Source organism: Robertkochia flava, from assembly GCF_020166515.1.
GTDB classification, from domain to species: domain Bacteria; phylum Bacteroidota; class Bacteroidia; order Flavobacteriales; family Flavobacteriaceae; genus Robertkochia; species Robertkochia flava.
The window spans coordinates 21477-47377 of the sequence record NZ_JAINZT010000006.1; the positions used below are offsets into that span (position 1 = coordinate 21477).

A 25901-nucleotide genomic window follows, 5' to 3' on the forward strand; every position below is an offset into this window, starting at 1 on the left:
TATGCAGGATTTTCAGGTAACAGAAGCAGAAGAACAGGAGGTTTCCATCAAGGAAATGGTGGGCAGATATCTGAGGTACTGGCCGTGGATGGTATTAGGAGTGGTTTTAGCCGTTACAACGGCGTTCATATATCTCAGGTACACGGTTCCTACCTACAGTACTTCGGCGAGGATCATTATTTCAGACAGCAATAACGGCGGAGCGTCCAGTGAAGTGGCGGCCTTACAGAACCTCGGAGTGCTCAATAACCTGAATACCTCCAGTATAGAGAATGAGGTGGAGATCCTCCAGTCGGAACGACTTCTCAAGCCTGTGGTAGAGAACCTGGGTCTTAATGTGGAGTATTATCGGGAAGGCCGTATCAAAAGACTTGAGGTATATGGGGAACAACCCTTTAAGGTAAAGGTATTAAGCTATAATACTGCTGTCGGTCTGCCTGCTTCCGATCTTACTTTTACCCTGCTCGATGCTGAGACAGTAAGTATAGCAGATGATAAAGGGATTCATGATTATGCGCTCGGAGAGGTGATCGACCTGGAGTTTGCAGAGATCATGGTGGTTCCAAATTTTGATGAAGAGGTGCTTCCGGAATCGCGGAAGAGTGATTTCCAGGTACATTTTTTTACCATAGATGAGGTAGCCATGCGTTTGGCGCAAGAGGTAAAGGTGATGCCTTCAAAAAAGGGGAGTACAGTGATGGAGATCTCTCTGGTGCACCCCATTACTAAAAAAGCGGAGGCTATTGTCAATGAACTTATCGAACAATACAACAAGGATGCGATCGCCGATAACAACCTGATCGCAAAGAACACCTCTGATTTCATTGAAAGTCGACTGAAGATCATCGCCGGCGAACTGGATTCTGTAGAAACAGATAAAGTAGACTTTAAAGTAAGTAACAGACTGGTGGATGTGGAAGGTCAGGCTTCCGGGATCTCGGCCGCCTCCCAGGAAGTCATGAAGGCGCAGCTGGATCTCAATACCCGGATTTCTGTGATTCATAGCCTGGTGAGTTACCTCGGGGAGCGTGATAATGCGAAACTGCTTCCGGTGAACCTCGGAGAGAGTGGTTCCAGCGCTCTGGTAGAACAATACAATACCCTGGTCATGGAGCGCAATGAACTGAGAAAGCATACCACGGAAAAGAACCCGGTGTTAAAGACCATGGATGCCCAGATCGATGAATTACGCGGTACGGTTTTGGAAAGTCTTCGCACCGAGATCAAAACCCTGGAGATCGCCTTACAGGACCTCAAAAGCAGGGAGCGACTGGTAGATGCGAAGATGGCTGCGGCTCCGGTAAAGGAAAAGCAGTTCAGGGATATAGAACGTCAGCAGAGTATAAAAGAAGCATTGTATTTATTCCTGCTGGAGAAAAGAGAGGAAGCTTCCATTTCCATGGCGATCAATGAACCCAAGGCTAAGGTGGTGAACTATGCCCGCAGCAGTATAAAACCGGTTTCGCCCAAAAAAGAGCAGATCCTTGGCGGGGCCTTTGTATTAGGGCTCATTTTCCCTCTCCTTATCGTGTATGTCCGCGAGTTACTGAACGATAAGATCCAAACCCGAAAGGATATCGAAAGCAGGGTGGCTAATGTCCCGATTGTTGGAGAATTGCCAAGTGTGGACGATAAGGAGGAGCAATTTATCGCGAATGACGGACGATCGATCCTGGCGGAATCCTTCCGTATTCTCAGGACCAACCTGCAATACATGTTTATTGACCGGGAAGAAGGTGCGGGAGCAAAGACCATCCTGGTAACCTCCACCACCAAGGGGGAAGGAAAGTCCCTTACCGCAGCCAACCTGGCGATCTCCCTGGCAGGTACCGGAAAGAAGGTGGTGCTGATCGGGGCCGACCTCAGGAATCCGCAGCTAGGACGTTATTTTGAACACGATCGCAATCAGACCGGACTGTCGAATTATCTGTTTAAGGAGAGTATTGACCTCAGGGATATTGTAAGCGCTTCAGAAGTTAACGGACTCGACCTGATCACCTCAGGAAGTATCCCGCCCAACCCGGCAGAGCTCCTTTTAAGCAAGCGCACCGGGGAACTTTTCGATACGCTGAAACAGGAGTACGACTATATCGTGATCGATACCGCACCCTTATTACTGGTAACCGATACCTTCCTGATCAACAAATACGCAGATGTTGTATTGTACGTGATGCGCTCGGGGTATACCGAGATCAGGTTTACCGATTTCATCAAAGATACCCTGAAGACCAAAAAGCTTGAAAAAGTAGCCCTCGTACTCAATGACGTTAGTATGGCCGATTTCGGGTATGGTAATAAGTACGGGTATAGCTATTATGGTCGGGAAAGAGAGACGTTTTTTGGGAAGATTAAAAAACGATTGTCGGCTTAAAATATATTTTGCATTGATTTTAAAAAACTCCCAAATGGGAGTTTTTTGTTTTTGCCTTTTCATTAATTTTTCGCCTTACTTTTTTGCATTGCCCAACCCCGTTAGGGCTCACGAACTTGTCTAGAACGATAACCAGGAGTGAGTAAAAAAGTAACAAAAAAGTCTAGTCCTGGTTCTTCGGCCATCCGCCATTGTCTCGTTAGCTAAGCCAGCTGAACTCACCACGCCTACTGCGTGGCTCAGACAGCACCTGGCTAATTACGCTAACTTCACCAAGCGGGTCCCTGCCTACCTGGCGGTAAGGCAGGCAGGCTGGCCTGCCAGAACCTGCGGACGGTATTAACTTATATAAAAATGGTAAGAGCTGTTAATTATGGTTATCGAGTAATTATTAAAAACTTCAGTTTCCTCTCTTTTCCCCAACCCTAAAGGGAGGAGAGGAAGCTTAGCTTTCATAAACTATGATGCTTCTCTTTTTGGTGCAGGTGTAGGATGCCTTAAAAAGGGCTTTACTAATCATTAATTTTAATTGAAAATTCAAGTCATAAATAATCCCTTTCTTTCTCCCGCCCTTTAGGGAGGGGAAATGGAGAAGGAAAGGGATTGAATATAGTTCTCACGGAAAAAATAACCTGGTTAGTTGAGCTATAGGAAAGGCAGATTTTAAAATTGGGTGCTACATTAAAAAAACCGTCATAGCCTATGGCAGGCGAGCCTGCCTGCCTCCGATAGGTAGTCAGGGATTCACTTTTTGAAAAACCACATGAACCAAGAAAAATTTCAAGATTTTCCTCATTTCCCCTCCCTAAAGGGCGGAGGAAAAGCTTGAAATTTTAACTATGCCGTTTAAAATTTAATTCGGTCAGGCAAGTTGCGTAGAATGCATATTATCTCAATTTAGGTGTTTATTCTATAGGAATTCTGTTGATCAGAAAATATGCTGAATGTTTTTATGATAAGGCGCCCGGGAATGGTAGCATAACCTTAGAATCCTAATGTCGAAATAATCGCATTCTTTCTCTCGCCCTTTAGGGTGGGGAAAAAGAGAAAGAATGTGATTAAAGGAGATTTGAATTTACCCAAAAAGCTCATTAGTTCTCCCAATCACCACCTCAAGCTGTTTGGCAAATTTATTATTTACCTTAAAATCAAGCAACCGTTGTAAATGTCGTTCATGATGTGCATCCGTCCCCATAACATCCGCGAACCCTTTCTCTACCAAAAACTCCGCCTTTTGCTGTATACTTTTCCCGTAATACCCCGTTAAAGACAAGGCATTAACCTGCAACAAACACCCCCGGTCTTTCAGGCGTTTGTATTGTTCCGGTTTGGAGAGGTAGCTATACCGCTCGGGGTGGGCGAGTACAGGGGTATACCCGGCATTGGTCATTTCAAACAAGAGCTGTTTCAGGTTCAGGGGGGCGGCCAGGAATCCGGTTTCGATCAGCACCATATCGTTGTATAAAGGAAGAAGTTCTCCGGTCTTTAACAGGTGTTCGAACTGTCCGTCGGTCATATGCTCGGCAGCGGCTTCCAGGTGCAGCTCATAGCCCTTAACTTTAGTTTCCTGCTGTAAATCGTTTAAGGCGGTACCGATCTTTGAAGCATTCAAATTGAAATGGTCTTCCATGATATGGGGGGTGCAGATCACCTTTTGATACCCCAGTTCCAAATAGTTTTCCGTCATTTTCAAAGACATTTCCATGTCTGTTGCCCCGTCATCCAGGCCGGGAAGGAGGTGGCAGTGGATGTCTACGGCATTGTGCGTCAGATCTTTATAGTATATTTTCGAAGAAAACAGGGATAGCATGTAATAAATTATGTGGATTTATATATCTTGGAGCGCAAAATTTTGCCCGGATTTTACCGTTTACTGCTGTGAAAGTAAACATTATTACTGAATTAAAAACAGAACTTAACCTATGAAACATTTATGGGGTGTTATGGCCACCTGCCTCGTGGCCTGCACACTACTCAATGCACAATCCACCCAATGGTCTGGCAGCCTGGAAGGCTTCGGGATGTACGGCAGTGACGATACCCTGCCCTTCTGGGCCTATGCCAATACCTTTGGCCGGGTAGAACAGGGAAGCAATTACTATGCACTGGGAACGGTAAAGGCCAAACGGGAGTTTGCCCGCTGGGGATTTCTCGAGGTTGGGGCCGGGATACTGGCCAATAACGGGGGCGATCCCAATGTGAGAGCCGACCATTACTACGCCAAATACGAGAACTACTGGTTCGGCATCGTAGCCGGAAAGGAGCAGCCCGACCTGGAGTATAACGGACTCTCGGCGGCCGATCCTTCATACATGTTCTCCAACAATGCGCGTCCGCTGCCGGGGGTAAAGATCTATACGCCTCGTCCGTTGCTGTTAGGTAATAACGAGGTCTGGCAGCTGGAAGCCGACTGGGGGGAGTATATCCTGGATGACGACAGAACCATAGGCAATGCCCGGGTGCACACCAAGCAGGTGAACCTGATCTACAACCACGATGAGCGCAACCAGCTGCAGGCCGGATTCCAGCACGTGGCCCTGTGGGACGGCGCCTGGCCGTTTAAGGGCACCTTCTTTGACGGAATGGCCGACTATGCCACCATCTGGGCCGGGGCCATGGACCGCGAACAGAGTAAGAATACGGCCAATGGGGTGATGGGCGACTGGAACCAGATGGCCACCTACCGCTTCAAATACAAAAGAACGAACAGGAACTTCGATATTGAACTCTTCTGGGACCATATGGCCGAACTTGGCCCAGGCCTGCGTATGGCCAACTTTCCGGACGGCCGCTGGGGGTTCTATGTCCAGAACAAAAGGGATGTTCCCCTCTGGGATAATTTTCTTTACGAATTCTATTATACCCGCAACCAGAGCGACCGGGAAGGGGAGAACGAGAACTACTTTAATCACGGGGTATACACCTCGGGGTGGACCTACCACAACCGGGTGATCGGGGTGCCTTTCTTTATTGAGGGGGAAAATGGTATCATCTCCAACCGTTTTATCGTCCACCATTTCGGGTTGCAAGGCGTTATCGGAACGGTGCCTTATAAAGGAAAATTGAGCTACAGAAGAAACTACGGTCTCAAGGATCAGTCTTATACAGGCTCCAAGGTTATCGTATCCGGACTGCTGGAGGTGTTTATAGACAACAAGGTTCTGCCCTTTACCTTGTTTGCTGCAGGAGATTACAGCCAGGAGAACAGGAATGCGGCTTTGGGAGTATCGGTGCGTAAGGAGTTTTAGCAGTGCATAGTTATTAGTTATTAGTGTTTAGTTTTTTCTTGGAAGACCTGATGATGCTGGTAATTATTTTTAGCAACTCAGTAGCTTTGAATATTAGACACGTTGAATGTTCCTGGTCTACCTTACCCGAATCTCTGCAAAGTTCCAGCCAATAAATAGTTTCATTGCATTCTTTTTGGGCTATAGCGAGCTTATGTATGAAATCTGCACGTGATTCGGCATATTGAGCCTCCCTGTATAATGCACAGATCGCTGTTCCGGATTTTAGCAATTGCTTACTAAGGATATATTCACGTTTCAATTGTAACGTATCACAGCAACCGACGATCAATATGGAAAATTCGTAGCTTTTAATTTTAAGAGGTTCTTTCATTTTTATGTTATAGTATATTTTCTATAAAAATAACTAATAACTAAACACTAATCACTAAAAACTTTAAGACGACCGCTAACCGCTAACCGAAAACCGCAAACCGCAAACCGATAACCGATAACCGAAAACCGAAAACCGCAAACCGATAACCGATAACCGAAAACCGAAAACCGAAAACTGAAAACCGATAACCGCAAACCGCAAACCGATAACCGAAAACCGAAAACCGCAAACCTCAAAACCAAATAAGGAAACCCGTAACCTCTCCCGAAATCAACAGTTTTCCCTTGTTAAAGTTGATAACTTCATTTTGTTTAGCTTAGGCCACCGTAAATATTCTATTATATTTGCCGATTCGAAAACGACCCTTTTGCCCGGTCATCAAGAGTTGATTTTAGCGGTTTTATCCCGATCACTCCCAGCCCAGGCAAACCCGTATTCAACATAAAGATGAGTGGCTTATCGGCTATAGTACTTCAATCTATAATCCATAATCCATCATCTATAATTATAAAGGGTTTTGAACCCTGACACAAGGTCCCAAGTCTTGTTTTTAGTGCACAGTTGCAAACAGAAGCTTAATAGCAGATAAGTTAACTAACAACTAACAACTAATCACTAAAAACTAACAACTATAATTGGGAGTGAGTGCGGCGAAGCCGTGCCACGCAGGATGTGTGGCAAATGATGTAAGTGATACAAATGATGCAAATGCTGTAGGAATAGCTGGTAAACTGTATAATTATTAATTTCACTTACATCACTTACATCACTTACATCACTTACATCACTTACATCACTTACATCACTTACATCACTTACATCACTTACATCACTTACATCACTTACATCACTTACATCACTTAAAGAATGTCAGACAACTCAAGAACCATTTTAATTACCGGAGGAGCCGGTTTCATAGGAAGCCATGTTGTACGCTTGTTCGTTAATGCCTATCCTGAATACCAGATCTTTAATCTTGATGCCCTCACCTATGCGGGGAATCTGGAAAACCTTAAGGATATTGAAGGGAAGCCTAATTATACTTTTTTTCACGGTGATATTACCGATATAGAATTCATTAATACTTTCTTTCGGGAGCATCGATTTGAAGGAATTATTCATTTGGCGGCCGAATCCCATGTAGACCGATCGATCACCGATCCGCTGGCCTTTGCCAGAACCAATATTCTGGGTACCATGAATCTCCTAAATGCATTCAAGGAGCTTTGGCAAAATAATTGGGAAGGAAAGCGTTTCTACCATATCAGTACAGATGAAGTTTATGGTACCCTGGGAGAAGACGGGCTCTTTACAGAGACCACCCCTTACGACCCAAATTCACCTTATTCAGCTTCCAAGGCCAGTAGTGATCATTTTGTAAGGGCCTATGGGGAAACGTATGGGATGCCGGTGGTGATCTCTAATTGCTCGAACAATTATGGGCCCAACCATTTTCCTGAAAAGTTGATCCCACTTTTTATCAATAACATTATAGAAGATAAACCGTTACCCGTATACGGAGACGGAAATTATACCCGCGACTGGTTATACGTGATCGATCATGCCCGGGCGATCGACCTGGTGTTCCATGATGGAGGCAATGGGGAGACCTACAATATCGGTGGCTTTAACGAATGGAAGAATATCGACCTGGTAAAATTGCTTTGCAGGTTGATGGATAAAAAACTTGGTAGGGAAGAAGGTGTATCAGAAAAACTGATCACCTATGTTAAAGACCGTCCGGGTCATGACCTGCGCTATGCCATAGACGCCTCCAAGATCAATAAAGAGCTAGGTTGGAAACCTTCTGTGACCTTTGAGGAAGGTCTCGCCAAAACCATCGACTGGTATTTTGACAATCAGGAATGGCTCAAAAATGTAACCTCCGGGGCTTACCAAGACTATTATAAATTACAGTACCAGGACTAGTTTCAGCGTAATCAATCCAACTATCCGCGTAATCCAAATCATATCCGCGAAATCTATCAAAAAATCCGTGCAATCCGCATTAATCCTTAAATCCGTGTTTACATGAAGGGAATCATCCTCGCCGGAGGTTCCGGCACTCGTTTGCATCCTTTGACACAAGTTGTATCAAAGCAATTACTACCGGTTTATGATAAGCCGATGATCTATTATCCGTTATCGGTGTTGATGCTGGCAGGTATTAGAGAGATACTAATTATTTCAACCCCTCAGGATCTACCTAATTTTGAGCGGTTGTTAGGGGATGGCAGTCGGTTTGGGATTAGCTTGAGTTATGCAGAGCAACCATCTCCCGACGGGCTTGCACAGGCTTTTATTATTGGAGAAGAATTTATTGGTGGTGACGATGTATGTCTTGTTTTAGGGGATAATATATTCTACGGGGCCGGTTTGCAAAAGCTTTTGGTAAATGCTGTTAATACGGTACAGCAAGAAAACCAAGCGGTAGTGTTCGGAAACTATGTTAATGATCCAGAGCGTTATGGTGTAGCTCAGTTTGATGAAAATAAAAAGGTGATCTCTATTGAAGAGAAACCCCAAATTCCAAAATCAAATTACGCGGTTGTTGGTTTGTATTTCTATCCCAATAGCGTTGTGGAGATCGCTAAGCAGGTTGAGCCAAGTGAACGTGGAGAATTAGAGATCACCTCTGTGAATCAGACTTATCTTGAAAGACAAGATCTGAAAATGGAAGTCTTAAGTAGAGGATTCGCCTGGCTGGATACAGGAACCCATGAAGCGCTTACAGAGGCCACTGAGTTTGTTAAGGCAGTTGAAAAACGGACTGGTCTTAAAATTGCTTGTTTGGAGGAGATAGCTCTAAACTATAGGTGGATCGAAAAAGATTTTTTGATAGAATCTGTTAGAGATCTTAAGGGTGATTATTTTGAGTATTTGAAAAAGATCACAGGCTAATGTCTTTAAAGAAGAAAGCACTTTCCGGTGTTTTTTGGACTACCTTGCAGCAGTTTGGTACTCAGGGAGTAGGTTTCATTGTATCAGTGATCCTGGCAAGATTACTTATGCCATCAGAGTTTGGTCTTATTGCAATGTTAGGCATTTTTATGGGGCTTGGTACTGCATTGGTGAATGGAGGAATGACACAATCCTTAATAAGGACTCAAAATCCCGATGAGGATGATTTTTCTACAGTATTTTATTTTAACCTGGCAGGAAGCCTTATTATTTATGGGATTATTTTTTTTACGGCACCTTTAATTGCAGCGTTCTATGACCAGGAGCTTTTAACAAATCTTGTGAGGGTATATGCTGTGACCATTATAATAAACGCTTTTGGTGCAGTCCAGTTAACCCGTTTAACCAAAATAATGGACTTTAAAACACAGCTTAAAGTATCCTTGCCTTCCACAATTTTGAGTGGTATTACCGGTATATCTATGGCATATTTTGGTTTTGGTGTATGGAGTCTGGTGGGTGCGGCAATTGTACAAGCAACAGCAGGTACAATTCAATTATGGTATTGGTCTAAATGGACACCTTTATGGCGTTTTAGTAAGGCAAAGTTTGGGCTTCATTTTCACTATGGGGTTCAATTGATGTTATCCGGCTTATTGGATATTTTATTTACAAATGTCTATACTATTGTCATAGGGAAATTTTTCGCTCCTGCCCAGGTTGGGTTTTATAACCGGGCTAATACCTTGCAGATGCTGCCTGTAGGGAATGTGAGTTCAATAGTTACTAAGGTTTCATTTCCCTTATTTTCGTCAATTCAGGACGAAGATAAACGTCTAAAAAGCGTTTATAAAAGAATTATGAAATTAGTGATCTTTTTAATCACACCAATACTAATTATAATGGCGGTAACAGCCGAACCGTTATTCCGCTTTCTTTTTACCGAAAAATGGTTGCCTGCAGTGCCCTATTTTCAGATTTTATGTGTCAATGGGATTCTATTTCCTATTCATTCATATAATTTACAGATACTGAAAGTTAAAGGGAGGAGTGATCTGTTTTTAAGACTGGAGGTTATTAAAAAAGTTATTATAGCTGTAGTGCTAGTAATATCCTTTCAATTTGGAATTTATGGACTGTTATACGGAAGTGTGATTTCTTCAATTTTATGCTTTTTTATCAATACGCATTATAGCGGGAAGTTTCTAAGTTATTCGGCTTGGGAGCAAACCAAGGACTTACTTCCTATAATCACTTTGAGTTTAGTGATGGGCGCTATAGTTTATTTGTTGGATGAATTTTTCCTGGTTGATTTATCTGGAGATGTAGTGCGTCTGTTTGTAAGTGGAATATTTGGAGTATTGATCTATACCATTTTAGGGTATTTGTTGAGATTTGAATCTTTATTTGAAATTATAAATATTGTAAAGAATAATGATACCGGTAACAAAGCCATTTTTGCCACCAGAAGGTGACTATCTTAAGTTGATACAAGGCATATGGAAGCGTCAGTGGCTTACCAATATGGGACCTTTGGCCAGTGAGCTGGAAATGAAGCTGAAAGATTATTTGGGAATTGACCATCTGCTTTTTGTGACCAATGGTACTGTGGCATTGCAAATGGCGATAAAGGCGCTTGAAATAACAGGTGAGATTATTACTACTCCATTTTCTTTTGTGGCAACTACGTCTAGTATTGTTTGGGAAGGTTGTACCCCGGTTTTTGTGGATATTGATGCCCAAACTTTAAATATCGACGCCTCAAAAATTGAAGAGGCCATTACAGAAAATACCCAGGCGATTCTTGCGACCCATGTTTATGGAAACCCCTGTGATGTGATAGCCATTGAAAGGATCGCAAAAAGGCACAATCTAAAAGTGATCTACGATGGGGCGCATGCCTTTGGGGTAAAAGTAAATGGAAGATCAATATTTGAATATGGTGATGTTTCTACCTGTTCCCTACATGCAACCAAGTTATATCATTCCATTGAAGGCGGATTGATTGTAACCAAATGCCCTGATCTATTAAAGAAGATGGCATCCATCCGTAATTTTGGTATCTCAGGTTTCGATTCCTTCAATGAACTGGGTATTAACGGCAAAAATTCTGAGTTTCATGCCGCTATGGGATTAGTGAATCTTGAATATGTAAATGATATTCAGGAACGCCGAAATGCTATTACTAATAGATATAAGGAGCAATTAGGCAATTTTAAAGCCTATATGCCATTATGGCATAAGGATGCTTCTCAAAATTATGCATATTTCCCATTGGTATTGGAAAGTGAAGATCTGTTATTGAAGATCAAATCCGGCTTAGACGGCAACGAAATTTTTACGCGCCGTTACTTTTACCCTTCTTTGGCCAATGCCTTGCCTTATCTAGAACCTAAGGAATATAAAATTACAGATGATGTGTCCAGGCGTGTACTTTGTTTGCCTTTATATCATGATCTGACTTTAGAGGAAGTGGACCTGATATGTCGTTTAATGTTAAGAATTCAAAATAATTAATAAAAAGATATGCTAGATATTGGAGCGAAGGGTTTTGCTAAAGAGCTGATAGAGATATTGTTACAATATTCTAATCAGGGTGAGATATTTTTTTATGATGATGTAAATGAATATGAAAAGCCCTATTTATTTGACAAATTTAGAATCCTAACTACTCTTGATGAAGCAGAAGATCTGTTTAAAAAAGGTGATAAAAGATTTGTCTTAGGAGTAGGTAATCCCAATATAAGAAAGTTGCTTGCTGATAAATTCACCGAAATCGGGGGTTAATTAACTAATATTATAAGTAACCATGCCGTTATTGGGAGATATGATAATCAAATCAGCGACGGTTCAATAATTACCCCTGGAGTCATATTGACAAATGATATAAAATTAGGCAAAGGCTGCCTTATCAATTTAAATGTTACGATAGGGCATGATTGTATTCTTTCCGACTATGTGGAGCTTTGTCCGAACGTTAATATATCGGGGCATTGTAAAATAGGTGCTAATGTTTTTATTGGGACATCTGCAACTGTAATTCCTGGTGTTAAAATTGGGGATAATGCGATTATTGCTGCAGGCTCTGTAGTAACGAAAGATGTTCCTGGTAACTGTATGGTAGCTGGAATTCCTGCTGTAATCAAAAAACAATGGTAGAACTGATGGCAAGATCAGTGAAGTTTTTTATTGTGGCGATTACATACTTGTAATGAAGGGCTTAAACAAAGATAAATTTTAACTATTTAATGAAACCATCTATTCTTATAATAGCTGATTTTCCTGGATGGGCTTACTTTGAGATTCAACAATTTTTAAAAAAGAATCTTTCATATAAATATGATATCTATTGTGATTTTTTGGTTTTTAATACCAAGGTTAAATCAAAGAATCCATTAAGAAGATTTAAAAACTATTTAGGTAAGAGGAAATATTCGGAGCTGAAAAAGGATTATAAATATGATATAGTTCTTGAATTGGGCTTTTATTTTGAAAAGCATATGAAGATTAATTGGGAGTCAAGGTATAGAATAAAAGGTATTTATACAGATGGATTCCCACCATCAAATTCAAATTTTCAAGGAAAACCAGAAGAATTTATTAATGAATTTTGTGCTAATACAGATCTTTTGGTTTGTGGGTCTAGGCAAATAAAAGATTTTTATTCACAAATTTTTCCTAGAGTGTTTTATGCCAATGGCTTAATAGATGATAATTTCTTTATTCGAAGGAAAGCATATAATAGAAAGAAGTTTGTAATTGGTTGGACCGGAAACCCGCAAAGAGAATTTAAAGGATATTATTCTCATGTTTTAAAGGTTGCAGAAATATTGAAACTACAACATTCTGATATTGAATTAAAGTCTAGGTTTTCAGGGCCAATGGAAACTTTACCAGATTTTTATGAAGATGTAGATGTGGTTTTAATAGCATCTGATGCTGATGCCGGGCCTTCAATGTTTGGAGAGGCTTCATTGATGGGTGTTCCAAGTGTATCTACCAATATAGGCTGGCCTAGCCAGGTTATAAAAAATGGTGTGAATGGTTTTATAGTTGAGAAAGAGGTGGATGAGATGGTAGAAAAAATAGAACTTTTATACAACAATAGGAGCTTATTAGAAGATATGTCTAATCGAATTAGAACAGATTATCAAATTGAATTTAACACGGAGGATATGGTTTCTAGGTGGGATAATATTTTTAAGACTGTTTTAGAAATAGGAAATGAATAAAATCAAGCTATCAGTAACTTTAGCTGCTTTTAACGTCCAAGACTTTATTCAAGAAAGTATAGGTAGTATTTTAAATCAAACATTTAAGGATTTTGAACTTATCTGTATTGATGATGCTTCAGACGACTTAACATCTCAGGTTTTAAAAGAATATGCTGAAGATGATAACAGGATTAAACTTATTCTTAAAAAGGAAAATCAAGGCTTGGCTGTTGCAAGAAACGAGTCTCTTGAGTTAGCAACAGGAAAATACATCTTGTTTTTAGACGGCGATGATATATACGATAATACACTTTTTGAAAAAGCTGTTCATTTAGCGGAAAGGGAGAGAAGTGATATGGTTCTTTGGGATTATGTTACTTTTTACAAAAAAGAAGAAATATTCAATTTAAAAACTATTCCTTCTGATCTCCTAAAATTAGATGCCAGTAACAAAGTTGCTCTTTTAAATCGGCCAGCGTTTACCTGGGTTAAACTTCTACGAACAGAAAAATTAAGAGAGCTTAAAATTGATTTTCCAAAAGGATTAACCAGACAAGATATTCCTGTGCATTGGCGTTTGATAACTGAATTAGAAAAAATCTCAATTTTGCCAGAGCGATTATCCTTTTACCGTCAACAACCTGGAGCCACTACTGCAAAAAAGGACTCCAAATTATTTGATCTGGTTTATATAATGGATATTGTTGAGGGGAAATTAAAAGATCAAGGAAATTTCTCTAAGTATAAGCGTGAATTTTATACCCAGCAATTGAATTTTTTTCATGGCATGTTTGATAATATAAAGGATGACTACAAACAAAAAGCGTTAGTACTAATTAAAGAGCGGTTGAGTACTGACCATTTAAAATTTTTGAAATCCACAAAATTAGTTCGACCACAAACTAAATATTTCTTAGAATCTATAAGTGGAAAACCGTTTGCTAGTTTACAATACGCTTCTTGGAAATTTGCCAGGAAAATTTATCGGACCATAAATTCGAATTTATGAGAGCCTATTTGGTAGATCTTAAAAATAATATTCCCTTTTTATATTATTTGTGGAATTTACAACAATGGAAAAAGGGAATTAAAAGTTTAAATAATTTCACAGATGAAGATTGTATTCTAAAGCTGTATTCATCTTTCAGCGGTAAAACTCCCAATCTTAGTAAGCCCGTTACTTTTAGTGAAAAACTACAATGGCTAAAATTAAATTATCACAATCCTATGATGACAGTATGTGCCGATAAATATGAGGTGCGTAGTTATTTATCTGACAAGGGATATGAGGATATTTTAGGAGAAATAATAGGGGTCTATGACAAAGTAGAAGAAATACAATTGGACTCATTGCCAGAAAAATTTGTTATCAAGGCAACCCATGGGAGCGGATGGAATTTAATATGTACAGATAAGTCTAAAATTAATTGGTTTTGGTGGCGAAAAATCTTCAAGATTTGGTTAAAGAATAATATTTTTTGGCCAGGGAGAGAGTGGCCATATAAAAATATGAAACCCAGGTTAATTGCTGAAAAATATTTAACTGATAAAAGTGGCCAATTAATGGATTATAAATTTTTCTGTTTTAATGGTAAAGCACATTTTATCCAGGCCAATAAAGGAAGGGGGTCTATAGATCATGCACAGAATTTCTATGATTTGGAATGGAATATTCAACCTTTTGGAAAAGATTTAAAGCCTAGACCGGATATTGAAATAGAAGCCCCGGAAAATTTAGTTCGAATGATTCAAATTGCTGAAGATCTGGCTGGGGATTTCCCTTTTGTAAGAGTAGATTTTTATGAGGTAGAGGATAAAATTATTTTTGGGGAAATGACGTTTTATCCTAAAAGTGGGTTGCCTGATTTTAATCCTATCGAATATGATACTATACTAGGTGAAAAATTAAAACTTCCAAAATTACATGGGGATGCTTAAAGTGTTGCATGTATCCGGTACTATGAACCGTGGTGGTGCTGAGGTTATGATAATGGATGTTTTCAAACAGTTAAGTGAAGATATTAAGTTTGATTTTCTAATAAATTACAATAAAAGTACAGGAATATTAGAAGGTGATTTTGATAATGATATTAAAGCACTAGGAGGAAATATTTATCAGATTCCGACGCAATGGGAAATAGGGCCATTAAAATATTTTTCAGAATTTAAAAAGGTAATTGACAAAGCCAAGCCTGATATTGTTCATATTCATATGAATAGTAAGTCTGGTATTATAGCCTGGGCCGCGAAAAAAGCTGGAATTAAGTGCGTTATTACACATGCCCATGCAGATATTAAGTTTAGAGGTAACTTTGCTTACCGATTTATATCTAATATTGAGATGAAGTTTCAAAAGATCCTAATACAAAAGTATTCTGATCAATTTTGGGGATGTTCCGAACAAGCAAATGATAGTTTATTTGGCATAAGTAAAGATAAAAACAAATCTTCAAGGATTATCAAAAACGCTATCGATTCACAATCATTTTTGGAAGTCGATCAAGGTGAAGTGAAAAAATTGAAGTTGTCCTATGACCTAAGTGAAGAAACCTTAGTTCTTGGAAATGTTGGTAGGATAGTGCCTCATAAAAATTTATTATTCATCATTGAAATACTAAATGAACTAAATAAGAGGAATGTCAATTTTAAATTTGTATATGCCGGAAGAGCAGATGATAAGGATTATCTAGAAAGTGTCAATAATAAAATTAAGGACATCGGCATAGATGATAAGGTAATCTACCTGGGATTGAGGAATGATATCCCTGTAGTGATGAATAGTTTTGATATTTTTTTAGGACCTGCGCTAAGGGAAGGTTTTGGACTTGTAGCTGTCGAGGCTCAGGCAGCCGGTGTCCCAGCTCTATTATATAAAGGTTTTCCTCAAGATGTAGATATGAACATAGGTCTTGTGAATTTCATTGATTCCTTTAATGTTCATAAATGGGTGGATTTAATTTTGTTAAACAAAAGCAGAAAGAGCGATGATAAAGATTCGATAATTAAAAGCATCAAGGAGAACGGTTTTGATAGTTTTTCAAATTCGCAAATTATTGAATCTTATTATAAAAAATGTGTTAAATAGGATTTGTTCATTGAGGTATTGACTCTTAAGTAGGCCAGAATCTATTTAACGCTATATATCAATTATTAAGTGCAAATTTTATTCCATATCAGTCTTTTAACCAACCTGATTTTTTTGCTAGGAGATGCACTAATTATAGAATAGCAAAGATTTAGGCTTAGTAACAATAACCATGAAGTGTGAAATTGTAATTTGTGGGGATATCTGTCCAACTAAGGATACATTAAGATATTTTGAGGCTGGACGCCCGGAACCACTTTTTAATGACTTACTCTCTGTTTTTGAAAATGCTGATCTGGTGCTGGGTAATCTAGAGTTTGTGTTAACTGATAACCCCAAACCAATTGTAAAAGCAGGTCCAATTCTTCATGGTTCTACAAAATGTATTGATGTTTTAAAGAGTTCAGGGTTTAATTTATTGAGTTTAGCAAACAATCATATTAAAGATTGTGGAGAAGAGGGTGTAAAATCCACTCTTGAAGCTTGCCGTGAAGTCAATATTGATACACTTGGGGCAGGAGCTAATTTAGAGGAAGCGAAGAAACCTTATTTGAAAGAAATAAATGGTTTTAAAATTGGCATTTTGTCCTTCGCAGAACAAGAGTTTAATTGTGCTTCTGAAAATGAATATGGGGCTAATTTCTTCGATCCTTATGAGGATTTAGATCTTATCGAAGATGTTAAAAGGGAAGTAGATTACCTTGTTATATTGTATCATGGAGGTGTAGAGTATTATGAATATCCCAGTCCTCAACTTCAAAAAAAGTGCAGGAGATTTGTAGATAAGGGGGCCGATTTTGTAACATGTCAACACAGTCATTGTATCGGAACTATAGAAAATTATCAAGATAAAAGTATACTTTATGGCCAGGGTAATACTGTTTTTGGTTTTCGGGAAGGTGATGATTCGTGGAATCAGGGTTTAGTTGTTAAACTAAACCTTGTAAGGGATGAAATAGGTATAACTAATAACATCAATCTGATTCCAATCCAGGCTGCAAATAAAGGAATACGACTTATAGATAAGGATAATTCAAAAAAACTTCTCAAAGCTTTATTTCTACGTTCCTCTACATTGTCTGATAAGGAATTTATCCAAACATCATGGGAGCATTTCTGTGGAAAGAAAAAACACCTCTACATACCATGGTTGTTTGGATTTAACCGGTATTTAATTCATTTAAATCGAATTTCACAAAATTCTATAGTAAATCTTCTTTTTGGTAAAAAACAAAAGGCAGTTTCTCATAACATCATTCGATGTGAGGCTCATAACGAGGTAATTCAAGAACTGTTAAAGGACTAGTAAACGATTCGATGCTACTACCGTATTATGTATTATTATTAGTTGTTGTTTGGGTTTTAAATAGCTCATTATCAAAAAAAAAGAGTTTAAGCTTTTTTTCTTTTCCTTTTATTTTTTCAGGTATTCTATTAGTTCTTTTTGCGGGATTGAGGTCGAGTGAAGTTGGTACCGATACAAATAACTACGTAGGGATATACAATAATTTCAGCTATTACACTGATTCTATTTTTGAAATAGAAAGTACTATTGAAATTGGGTATTGGATTTTGCAGAAAGTGGCTTTATTCTTTTCTTCAGAGTACTATGCATTACTAATCGCGATTGCCTTTCTCTCGGTATTCCCAATGTTGTATGTACTTAAAAAGTTTTCGAAGAATGTTACATTATCCGTATTCATTTACATTACTATTGCCAGTTACCTGGTATTTTTTAATGCAGGTAGGCAAGGTATTGCGATTGGAATTTCTTCTCTTTCGTTGATTTTCCTTCTAAAAAGAAATATGATTGCATATTTTATGTGTATCGCTTTTGCATCATTGTTTCATAACACAGCTTTAATCATGCTTCCTTTTTACTTCATTTTAAACAGGGAAGTGAAATTGAAAAATATCTTGATTTATCTATTCTTAGGGGGGGGAAGTATCTCTTTTCTTGGTTATTTATTGTCAGTTTTTAGCACAGATGTTGAGGCAAGGTACGCTGTTTACGAAAATAGAGGGGCCACCGGCGGGTATCTTTTGGCATTATTTTTCAATTTGACTACGGTTATATTATTCAATTTCAGAAAAAGAATTACAAAAGAGAACCTGAATCGTTATGACATTTATTTAAATTATAGTTTGTTTGTTTCCATAATTTATTTGTTGGTTGTTTTTACGGGAATCGATGTGAATTTTATGAGATTGTCAAATTATTTTATGCTGGGCTACATATTGATTTGGCCTTTAGTTTTTGAAGATGTTAAATACTTTAAAAATCACGCAATAAAATTAATGTTTGTGTTAGTACATCTGTTGTTTTATGGAATTTATCTATACAAAATGTCTAATCTTGTCCCCTACAGCTTAAATCCTAATTTATAAAATATGGCCATTTCCATAGCAATACCATTTTACGACGCTGAAGAATTCTTACTTGACGCTATTCGGTCAGTATTTGCTCAAACTTTTCAGGATTGGGAGTTGATCTTAATAGACGATGGATCTACAGATGGATCTTTAGAGTTAGCAAGATCTATAAAGGATCCCAGAGTAAAAGTAATTTCTGACGGAGAAAATAAGCGCCTGGCAGCCAGATTAAATGAAGTGGCCAAAATTGCTAAATACGATATTATAGCAAGAATGGATGCTGACGATCTGATGTTACCTAAAAGAATAGAAACTCAATTTGAAATTCTCAAAAATAACCCTGAGTTGGATATTGTTACCACTGGAGTTTTTTCAGTAGCGAATAACTTATCTCTAAAAGGCGCAAGAGGAGAGAGTTTTGAAAATCCTTCATTCAGAGATATTATAACAAAAAAAGTGAATGTCATTCATGCAGCAATGCTTGTGAAAAAATCCTGGTATCAACGTAACTGTTATGATGAAAGTTTAAAAATTGCACAGGATTATGATTTATGGGTAAGAAGTGCGTTGAAAGAGGATTTTAAAATTAAATCAATAAAGGATTCATTGTATATCTATCGGGAAGAAGGTAATGTTTCTTTAGATAAATTATTGCGTGCCTATAAGAACGAAAGGAAAATGTTGTTTAGATACATTTCTCCATTGTCATTGTTTTTAATTTTTAAATCTTATTTAAAAACGATTTATGTCATTTACAAAAATAAAAGAGGAGGATTGCATGAGTTATTAAAAAGGCGAAATAAGACTGAAATAGATCTTAAACAAAGAGAGCTATATTCTGAGGCTTTAAAAGAGATCAAACTTACCAGGATTCCCGGCCTGGATAATTAAAAAATACATTTTAGTGAAGCATACTGACTCAGCAAGTTTCAAGTTATTACATGTCTTTTCTTCTCCGATGTCTCCTTATTATTTTATGGAAGGGCAATTGCAGTATATGATGTCGAGAGGAGTAGAAGCACATATTGTAATACCAAAGGATACGTTCTACTTACCAAAAATTAAGGAAAGAGATGAGAATGTTAAGATTCATCATATTCCTTTGGAAAGAAAGATATATCCATTTAGGGATTTTCAGAGCCTGATCAGTTTAATTTTAATTATTGTAAAAATTAAACCCGATATTATTCACTTACATACACCCAAGGCTTCTTTTTTAGGAGCATTAGCAAGCAGATTGTTATTTAGAAAAAACATCATTTATCACATGCATGGTCTTATTTCATCAAGAGGAAACAAGATCGATAAAGGTTTAATGTTTTATCTTGAAAAGTTAACGTGTAAATTATCTCATAAGGTACTTGCTGTTAGTCCAAGTCTTCAAAGGTTAGCAATTGAGAATTCCATTTGTAGTGCATCTAAAATTAAGGTGATTGGCAAAGGTTCAATAAATGGTATTGATACTAATGAACGATTTAATCCAGAGAATGTAGTTTCTACCCAATTTTCATATTTACGTGATTCAGGAAAATTTGTAATAGGGTTTATTGGCCGTTTGAATGAGGATAAAGGAATCACGGACTTTTTGGATGTCGTTTCCTCTCTATCTACATCTAATAATATTTTAGGAGTTATAGTAGGTCCTAACGAAATGGGGGGGGAATATGAAAACCTCGTAAAATCTTATAAAACCTTGTCTTCTGATAATCTGTTATTGCTGGATGAAATTACACATCCCGAAAAGATTTTAAAAAGTTTTGATGTTCTATTATTTCCATCCAGAAGGGAAGGTTTTGGGTTGGTAGCAGCAGAAGCAAGTTCTATGGAGGTTCCTGTTGTTGCATACAAAATTACAGGAATCATGGATGTTATCGAAGACGGCGTAACAGGTAAGCTTGTAGATTATATGGATACGGTAGGATTAGTTAACGCTATTCAGAGCTATATCGATAAACCTGAAGAAAAAGTTTTACATGGAGCACAGGGACGTATAAGAATTCAAAAACTTTATACTAGGGAACAGTTGTGGCATGAGCTATTTGCAATGTACAATACTCTTATAACAGATATTAATTCAGCCCATGTTGTAAGTTCTTAAAATAAAGTAATGAAGAAACTAGTTGATGATTTAAAAAATATAATTATAGGGTATAGCGGCCATGCTTATGGAGTGATCGAAGCAGCAATGCATACCCGAAACTGTTTTACCGGGTATTGCGACCTGAATGAAGCAAAAGCCAATCCATACGCTTTAAACTTTGAAGGACTCGAAACTAAAGAAGTACTTGATGCGAATAATTGGTTTATTGGGATTGGAGACAACCTCAAAAGGGAAAAACTGTATTACCAATTTAAAGATTGTGGTCAGCTTATAAATGTTCTTTCGCGAAGTGCTCATATTTCCTCCAGTGCAACTTTAAGTAAGGGAATCTTCGTTGGACCTAACACTATAGTTCATTCGCTAGCAAAAATAGGGATTGGGGTTATCATTAATTCAGGTTCAATCGTAGAGCACGAATGCACAATAGGAGCCTTTTCTCATATTGCTCCTGGTGCTGTATTGCTCGGTGATGTTACTATTGGTAAACGTTGCCTGATAGGTGCTAATGCTGCTATAAAACCCGGTGTTTCTATCTGTGATGATGTGATTATTGGGATGGGAGCGGTTGTTACACAAGATATTAATAAGCCAGGAGTATATATCGGATCTCCGGCGATTCTTAAACCATAAAAAGGTGTAAGTTGTCATACTTCGCTAAAGCTTCGTATGATAAAAGTTAGTGGTGCCTGCCTGCCATTACCTCAAGGTAGGCAGGACTTGTTAGTTATGTCTCACCACATTCACAATTCACAATTGAAATAATATGATTCCCTTATCAATCCCTGAACTCAACGGCAACGAATGGACCTATGTCAAGGAATGCCTGGACACCGGATGGATCTCTTCTGCCGGGGCTTATGTAACCAAATTCGAAGATATGGTTGCGGAGTACTGTTGTGCCAAATACGGCATCGCCTGTATGAACGGTACAGTTGGCCTGCATGTCGCCCAGATCGTTTCCGGGGTTACTGCAGACGACCATGTGATCGCACCTAATATTACCTTTATTGCTACCCTGAATGCTATTAAGTATACCGGGGCCCAGCCAATCCTGATCGATGTGGATCCGGGGAGTTGGCAGATGGATCTGGAGCTGCTCGAAGAATTTCTCGCAGAGGGATGCGAGATGCGGGAAGAGGGAGGCGAGACTTTTACCTTTAATAAGAAGACCGGGAAGCGAATTAAAGCGATCATGCCGGTGCACGTGCTGGGGAATATGGGTGATATGGATCGCCTTATAACCATAGCAGAAAAGTACCATCTGGATATCATCGAAGATACCACGGAGGCCCTTGGGTCAACCTTTAAAGGGCAGCATGCCGGGACCTTTGGCAAGCTGGGGGTATTTTCCTTTAACGGGAACAAGATCATCTCCACCGGGGGTGGTGGAGTCATTGTTACCGATGATGAGGAACTGGCCAAACGCGCCAAACACCTTACCACCCAGGCTAAGACTTCTGCCATGGAATATATTCATGACGAGATCGGTTATAACTACCGCCTGGTGAATGTGCTGGCTGCTATCGGAGTGGCCCAAATGGAACAATTTCCCGAGATCCTGAAAAAGAAACACACCATGGATGCCTTTTACAGGGAGCAACTTAAGGGCGTCGGAGATATTCAATTCCAGGAAGTCACGTCTGGGGTTGAAGCTAACGGCTGGCTGTTTACCTTTAAAACGTCTCGCATGCGGGAGCTGTTGGATTATTTGAATGCCAATGGGGTGCAATCGCGTCCGTTCTGGATGCCTATGAATCAGCTGTCCATGTTTACTGAAGAGATCTATATCACCAAAGAAGACCATTCGAATTCGGTGTACGAGCAGTGCATCTCCATCCCCAGCTCGGCAGGGATCACCCAACAACAACTGGAAACCGTAGTACAAACCATAAAGCAATTTTACGAGTAAATGAATCTGATCGATGTACCCCAGTTTATAAAAACTTATATCACCCATAGGGAGGAGAGCCTTTTTCTTCCTGACCAGGATATATACAAGAATTCCCTTAGCGAACGCATCAAAGGTCGTTCGGTCCTGGTGATCGGTGGTGCCGGAACCATTGGTTCTTCCTACATCCGTGCCATTCTGAAATTTGAACCGGCCAGCCTGTACGTGGTGGATACCAACGAGAACGGACTTACCGAACTGACGCGTCAGCTGCGCAGCGATGCCAATACCATTGTTCCTGAAGATTACAAGACCTATCCCATGAACTTCGGGGATCCTGTTTTTGAAAAAATGTTCCGGGATCACGGTTCCTTCGACATCGTTGCCAATTTTGCGGCCCACAAGCATGTGCGTTCCGAAAAGGATAAGTACTCCATCGAGGCCATGCTCGATAACAATGTATTTAAGGCCAAGCAATTCCTCGATCTGTTATTGGAATTCCCACCTAAACATTTCTTCTGCGTTTCTACCGACAAGGCGGCCAACCCGGTGAATGTGATGGGGGCCTCCAAGAAACTGATGGAAGAGGTGATCATGGCCTATAGCGAACGCATCCCGATCACCACGGCCCGTTTTGCCAATGTGGCCTTTTCAAATGGTTCGCTCCTCGCCGGGTATATCGAGCGGTTGTTTAAGAAACAACCGATATCCTGTCCTTCAGACGTCAAGCGTTTCTTCGTTTCTCCAGACGAAAGCGGGGAGATCTGCCTGCTGGCCTGTATGCTGGGCGAGAGCGGGGAGATCTTCTTCCCCAAGCTGGAAGAAGAGGAGATGGTGTATTTTAAGGACATCACCCTGGATTTCTTTAAAGCTTCGAACCTGGAGATCCGGGAATGTAAGAATGAAGAGGAAGCCAAAGCCCTGGCCCGAAATCTTAAAGAAACTGAGCCTTATCCGGTGTATTTCTTTGATACTGATACCTCGGGAGAAAAGCTCTATGAGGAGTTCTTTACCGATACCGATTTGGTAGATAAGGATACCTATGCAAGTATGGGGGTGATCAAGAACGCCAGGAAACTCCCCATGGAGACCATAGATACTACCCTGAACGAACTGCAGGCGCTGCTCACCTCCGGAGCCTATGACAAGGCGGCTATCGTGAACACCCTGAAAAAATATTTGCCCGATTTTGAACATATCGAGACCGGAAAAAGTCTTGACCAGAAAATGTAATGCCTATGTATGCTGTATTTAAAAGATGCTGCGATATCGCAGTTTCCGGGATCCTGTTGCTGATCCTTTCGCCCTTATTGATCCCCATCATGATCGGGCTCAAACTCACCGGAGAGGGGTATATCTGGTACTTCCAGGAACGGGTAGGATTTAAGAACAGAAAATTTCATATCTATAAGTTCGCGACCATGCTGAAGGACAGCCCTAACATGGCCGGCGGGATCATTACTACCAAAAAGGACCCCCGGATCACCCCCATGGGCGGATTTTTGCGCAAGAGCAAGATCAACGAATTGCCCCAGCTCATCAATATCTTTAAAGGGGATATGAGCGTGGTGGGTCCGCGGCCGGTAATGGCCAAAAGCTTTGCGGCCTACCCGGAAGCGGTACAGGAGGTGATCTACAACGTGCCCCCCGGGCTTACCGGGATCGGTTCCATCATCTTCCGCGATGAGGAAGAGCTGATCACCAAAGTAAAGGAGAACGGAGGCGATGTATGGGATTTCTATACCAATCAGATCTATCCCTATAAAGGACAGGTAGAGCAATGGTACCAGTCCAATCGCGGCTTCCTCACCGATCTGAAGATCATCTTTATTACTGCCTGGGTGATCGTTTTTCCAAATAGCCAGTTAGTGTATCGCGCTTTTAAGGGGCTTCCCGAGCGTGGGCTTGTTCTGGATAAGAAAGAGGAAGCGGTGGAAGTGATGTAAGTGATGTAAGTGATGCAAGTGATGCAAGTGATAGAAGTGATGTAAGAAGTAAAAAGGGATAAGAGAGAAGTGATGTAGGTGATGGAAGTGATACTGGATGTAAGTGATAGTAATGATGTTGGTGATACAAGTGACTAAAATTTCACTCACAACTCACAACTCACAACTCACCACTCACCACTCACAATTCCTACCTTTTGTAGGCACGTACTACATACAATGAATAGAAGAACATAATGAAAAGAATATTAGTTACCGGGGCTGCCGGATTTATTGGTTTTCATCTCTCGAAGAAACTTATACAACTGGGATATGAGGTGGTTGGTCTGGATAATATCAATGATTATTACGATGTCGATCTTAAATATGGCAGATTGAATGAACTGGGTATTGGAAGGGATTCTGCTGGTACATGGAATACCATTTCGACTTCTGATTCCCATGAAAATTTCAGGTTTATACGGATGAACCTGGAAGACAGGGAAGCATTTCCTGAACTTTTCAACGCGGAGAAATTTGATGTTGTTGTCAATTTAGCTGCCCAGGCCGGAGTGCGCTATAGCCTGGAAAACCCTGAGTCGTACATCGATAGTAATTTAGTAGGCTTTTTAAATATCCTCGAATGCTGCAGGCATCATGATATTGAGCATTTACTCTATGCCAGCAGCAGCAGTGTCTATGGAGAAAACAAAAAGGTGCCCTTTTCTGAGGAAGACCGGGTAGACCACCCTGTGAGTTTGTATGCCGCCACCAAGCGCAGTAATGAATTGATGGCACATACCTATTGTCATCTTTACGGCATGAAAGCCACCGGACTTCGATTTTTTACCGTGTATGGTCCCTGGGGACGACCGGATATGGCTCCCATGCTGTTTGCATCGGCCATCCTGAAAGGAGAAGCCATAAAAGTATTCAATGAAGGGAATATGCGGAGGGATTTTACCTTTATTGACGACATCATCCAGGGTATGGTCCTGCTTCTGGAAAATAAAAAGAAAGCAGATGTCAACTATTCCATTATAAATATTGGCAAGGGTTCCCCGGAATCCCTTTCAGAATTTATCGCATTGATCGAAAAATCATTGGGAATAAAGGCTGAGAAGAATCTGATGCCCATGCAACCGGGGGATGTGCCACAGACTTGGGCAGATACCTCTGCCCTCCAATCCCAGGGATATTCCGGTATAACCAAACTTGAAGAAGGCATCCCTGTTTTTGTGAAATGGTACCTGGAGTGGAATAAAGAACAGGGGAAACGGTTAAGTAGTCATATAAGTAATGGAAGTGACGTTAATGATGAAAGTGATGTAAGCAGGGATAGGTTATACGGGAGAAGTGATAGGTGATGGAAGTGATGGAAGTGATGGAAGCGATACTGGATGTAAGTGATAGTAATGA

The 25901-nt window shown here is 39.8% G+C and carries 23 protein-coding genes; 21 read left to right on the forward strand and 2 right to left on the reverse strand.

What is annotated here, in order from left to right; translation table 11 throughout:
* Position 1: 1 nt before the first annotated feature.
* Complete coding sequence (locus tag K7R11_RS09240) at positions 2-2371, forward strand: GumC family protein (RefSeq protein WP_224490260.1); 2370 nt, start codon at positions 2-4, stop codon at positions 2369-2371.
* A gap of 1075 nt (positions 2372-3446) precedes the next feature.
* On the opposite strand, the gene K7R11_RS09245 is transcribed toward K7R11_RS09240, so the two are convergent.
* A complete protein-coding gene (locus K7R11_RS09245) occupies positions 3447-4181 on the reverse strand; it encodes a tyrosine-protein phosphatase (protein ID WP_224490261.1) in 735 nt (244 codons plus the stop codon).
* A gap of 112 nt (positions 4182-4293) precedes the next feature.
* On the opposite strand from K7R11_RS09245, the gene K7R11_RS09250 reads away from it, so the two are divergent.
* Positions 4294-5619, forward strand: coding sequence for a capsule assembly Wzi family protein (locus K7R11_RS09250; protein ID WP_224490262.1), 1326 nt, complete (start codon positions 4294-4296; stop codon positions 5617-5619).
* Positions 5620-5632: 13 nt separating this feature from the next.
* On the opposite strand, the gene K7R11_RS09255 is transcribed toward K7R11_RS09250, so the two are convergent.
* Positions 5633-5992 (reverse strand): four helix bundle protein, encoded by a 360-nt coding sequence (locus tag K7R11_RS09255; protein WP_224490263.1) that lies wholly within the window; start codon positions 5990-5992, stop codon positions 5633-5635.
* 870 nt (positions 5993-6862) lie between these two features.
* Between K7R11_RS09255 and rfbB the strand changes: the two genes are divergently transcribed.
* From rfbB to K7R11_RS09350, 19 genes are all read left to right on the forward strand, one after another.
* Positions 6863-7924 (forward strand): dTDP-glucose 4,6-dehydratase, encoded by a 1062-nt coding sequence (gene rfbB / locus K7R11_RS09260; RefSeq protein WP_224490264.1) that lies wholly within the window; start codon positions 6863-6865, stop codon positions 7922-7924.
* 102 nt (positions 7925-8026) lie between these two features.
* Positions 8027-8896 carry a glucose-1-phosphate thymidylyltransferase RfbA gene (gene rfbA / locus K7R11_RS09265; protein WP_224490265.1) on the forward strand — a complete coding sequence of 290 codons (870 nt, stop codon included), beginning with the start codon at positions 8027-8029 and terminating at the stop codon, positions 8894-8896.
* On the forward strand, positions 8896-10371 hold the full coding sequence (locus tag K7R11_RS09270) for a lipopolysaccharide biosynthesis protein (protein ID WP_224490266.1): 1476 nt from the start codon (positions 8896-8898) through the stop codon (positions 10369-10371). The genes rfbA and K7R11_RS09270 overlap by 1 nt, the downstream gene beginning before the upstream one ends.
* Positions 10331-11413 (forward strand): DegT/DnrJ/EryC1/StrS family aminotransferase, encoded by a 1083-nt coding sequence (locus tag K7R11_RS09275; RefSeq protein WP_224490267.1) that lies wholly within the window; start codon positions 10331-10333, stop codon positions 11411-11413. The genes K7R11_RS09270 and K7R11_RS09275 overlap by 41 nt, the downstream gene beginning before the upstream one ends.
* Before the next feature lie 9 nt (positions 11414-11422).
* Positions 11423-11683 carry a PglD-related sugar-binding protein gene (locus K7R11_RS09280; RefSeq protein ID WP_224490268.1) on the forward strand — a complete coding sequence of 87 codons (261 nt, stop codon included), beginning with the start codon at positions 11423-11425 and terminating at the stop codon, positions 11681-11683.
* A gap of 87 nt (positions 11684-11770) precedes the next feature.
* Complete coding sequence (locus tag K7R11_RS09285) at positions 11771-12055, forward strand: DapH/DapD/GlmU-related protein (RefSeq protein ID WP_224490269.1); 285 nt, start codon at positions 11771-11773, stop codon at positions 12053-12055.
* Positions 12056-12144: 89 nt separating this feature from the next.
* Complete coding sequence (locus K7R11_RS09290) at positions 12145-13128, forward strand: glycosyltransferase family 4 protein (RefSeq protein ID WP_224490270.1); 984 nt, start codon at positions 12145-12147, stop codon at positions 13126-13128.
* A complete protein-coding gene (locus K7R11_RS09295; RefSeq protein ID WP_224490271.1) occupies positions 13121-14119 on the forward strand; it encodes a glycosyltransferase family 2 protein in 999 nt (332 codons plus the stop codon). The genes K7R11_RS09290 and K7R11_RS09295 overlap by 8 nt, the downstream gene beginning before the upstream one ends.
* Positions 14116-15048 carry an ATP-grasp fold amidoligase family protein gene (locus K7R11_RS09300; protein WP_224490272.1) on the forward strand — a complete coding sequence of 311 codons (933 nt, stop codon included), beginning with the start codon at positions 14116-14118 and terminating at the stop codon, positions 15046-15048. Before K7R11_RS09295 ends, K7R11_RS09300 begins: the two co-directional genes overlap by 4 nt.
* Complete coding sequence (locus K7R11_RS09305; protein WP_224490273.1) at positions 15035-16195, forward strand: glycosyltransferase; 1161 nt, start codon at positions 15035-15037, stop codon at positions 16193-16195. The genes K7R11_RS09300 and K7R11_RS09305 overlap by 14 nt, the downstream gene beginning before the upstream one ends.
* Positions 16196-16367: 172 nt before the next feature.
* Complete coding sequence (locus K7R11_RS09310) at positions 16368-17501, forward strand: CapA family protein (protein ID WP_224490274.1); 1134 nt, start codon at positions 16368-16370, stop codon at positions 17499-17501.
* 11 nt (positions 17502-17512) lie between these two features.
* Positions 17513-18583, forward strand: a complete 1071-nt coding sequence (locus tag K7R11_RS09315) for an EpsG family protein (protein ID WP_224490275.1) — start codon at positions 17513-17515, stop codon at positions 18581-18583.
* Between the two features lie 3 nt (positions 18584-18586).
* Positions 18587-19459 (forward strand): glycosyltransferase family 2 protein, encoded by an 873-nt coding sequence (locus K7R11_RS09320; protein ID WP_224490276.1) that lies wholly within the window; start codon positions 18587-18589, stop codon positions 19457-19459.
* Between the two features lie 13 nt (positions 19460-19472).
* The gene (locus K7R11_RS09325) at positions 19473-20666 is read left to right on the forward strand and encodes a glycosyltransferase (RefSeq protein WP_224490277.1); all 1194 of its coding nucleotides are present in this window, start codon (positions 19473-19475) and stop codon (positions 20664-20666) included.
* Between the two features lie 9 nt (positions 20667-20675).
* Positions 20676-21299, forward strand: a complete 624-nt coding sequence (locus K7R11_RS09330) for an acetyltransferase (RefSeq protein WP_224490278.1) — start codon at positions 20676-20678, stop codon at positions 21297-21299.
* A 133-nt stretch (positions 21300-21432) separates the two neighbouring features.
* Positions 21433-22578 (forward strand): LegC family aminotransferase, encoded by a 1146-nt coding sequence (locus tag K7R11_RS09335; protein ID WP_224490279.1) that lies wholly within the window; start codon positions 21433-21435, stop codon positions 22576-22578.
* Positions 22579-23790, forward strand: coding sequence for a polysaccharide biosynthesis protein (locus tag K7R11_RS09340; RefSeq protein ID WP_224490280.1), 1212 nt, complete (start codon positions 22579-22581; stop codon positions 23788-23790). It begins immediately after the preceding gene.
* A gap of 5 nt (positions 23791-23795) precedes the next feature.
* Positions 23796-24503 (forward strand): sugar transferase, encoded by a 708-nt coding sequence (locus tag K7R11_RS09345; protein ID WP_224490281.1) that lies wholly within the window; start codon positions 23796-23798, stop codon positions 24501-24503.
* A 236-nt stretch (positions 24504-24739) separates the two neighbouring features.
* Positions 24740-25849: an NAD-dependent epimerase gene (locus K7R11_RS09350; protein ID WP_224490282.1), complete on the forward strand. Its 1110-nt coding sequence runs from the start codon at positions 24740-24742 to the stop codon at positions 25847-25849.
* The last annotated feature ends 52 nt before the right edge of the window (positions 25850-25901 follow it).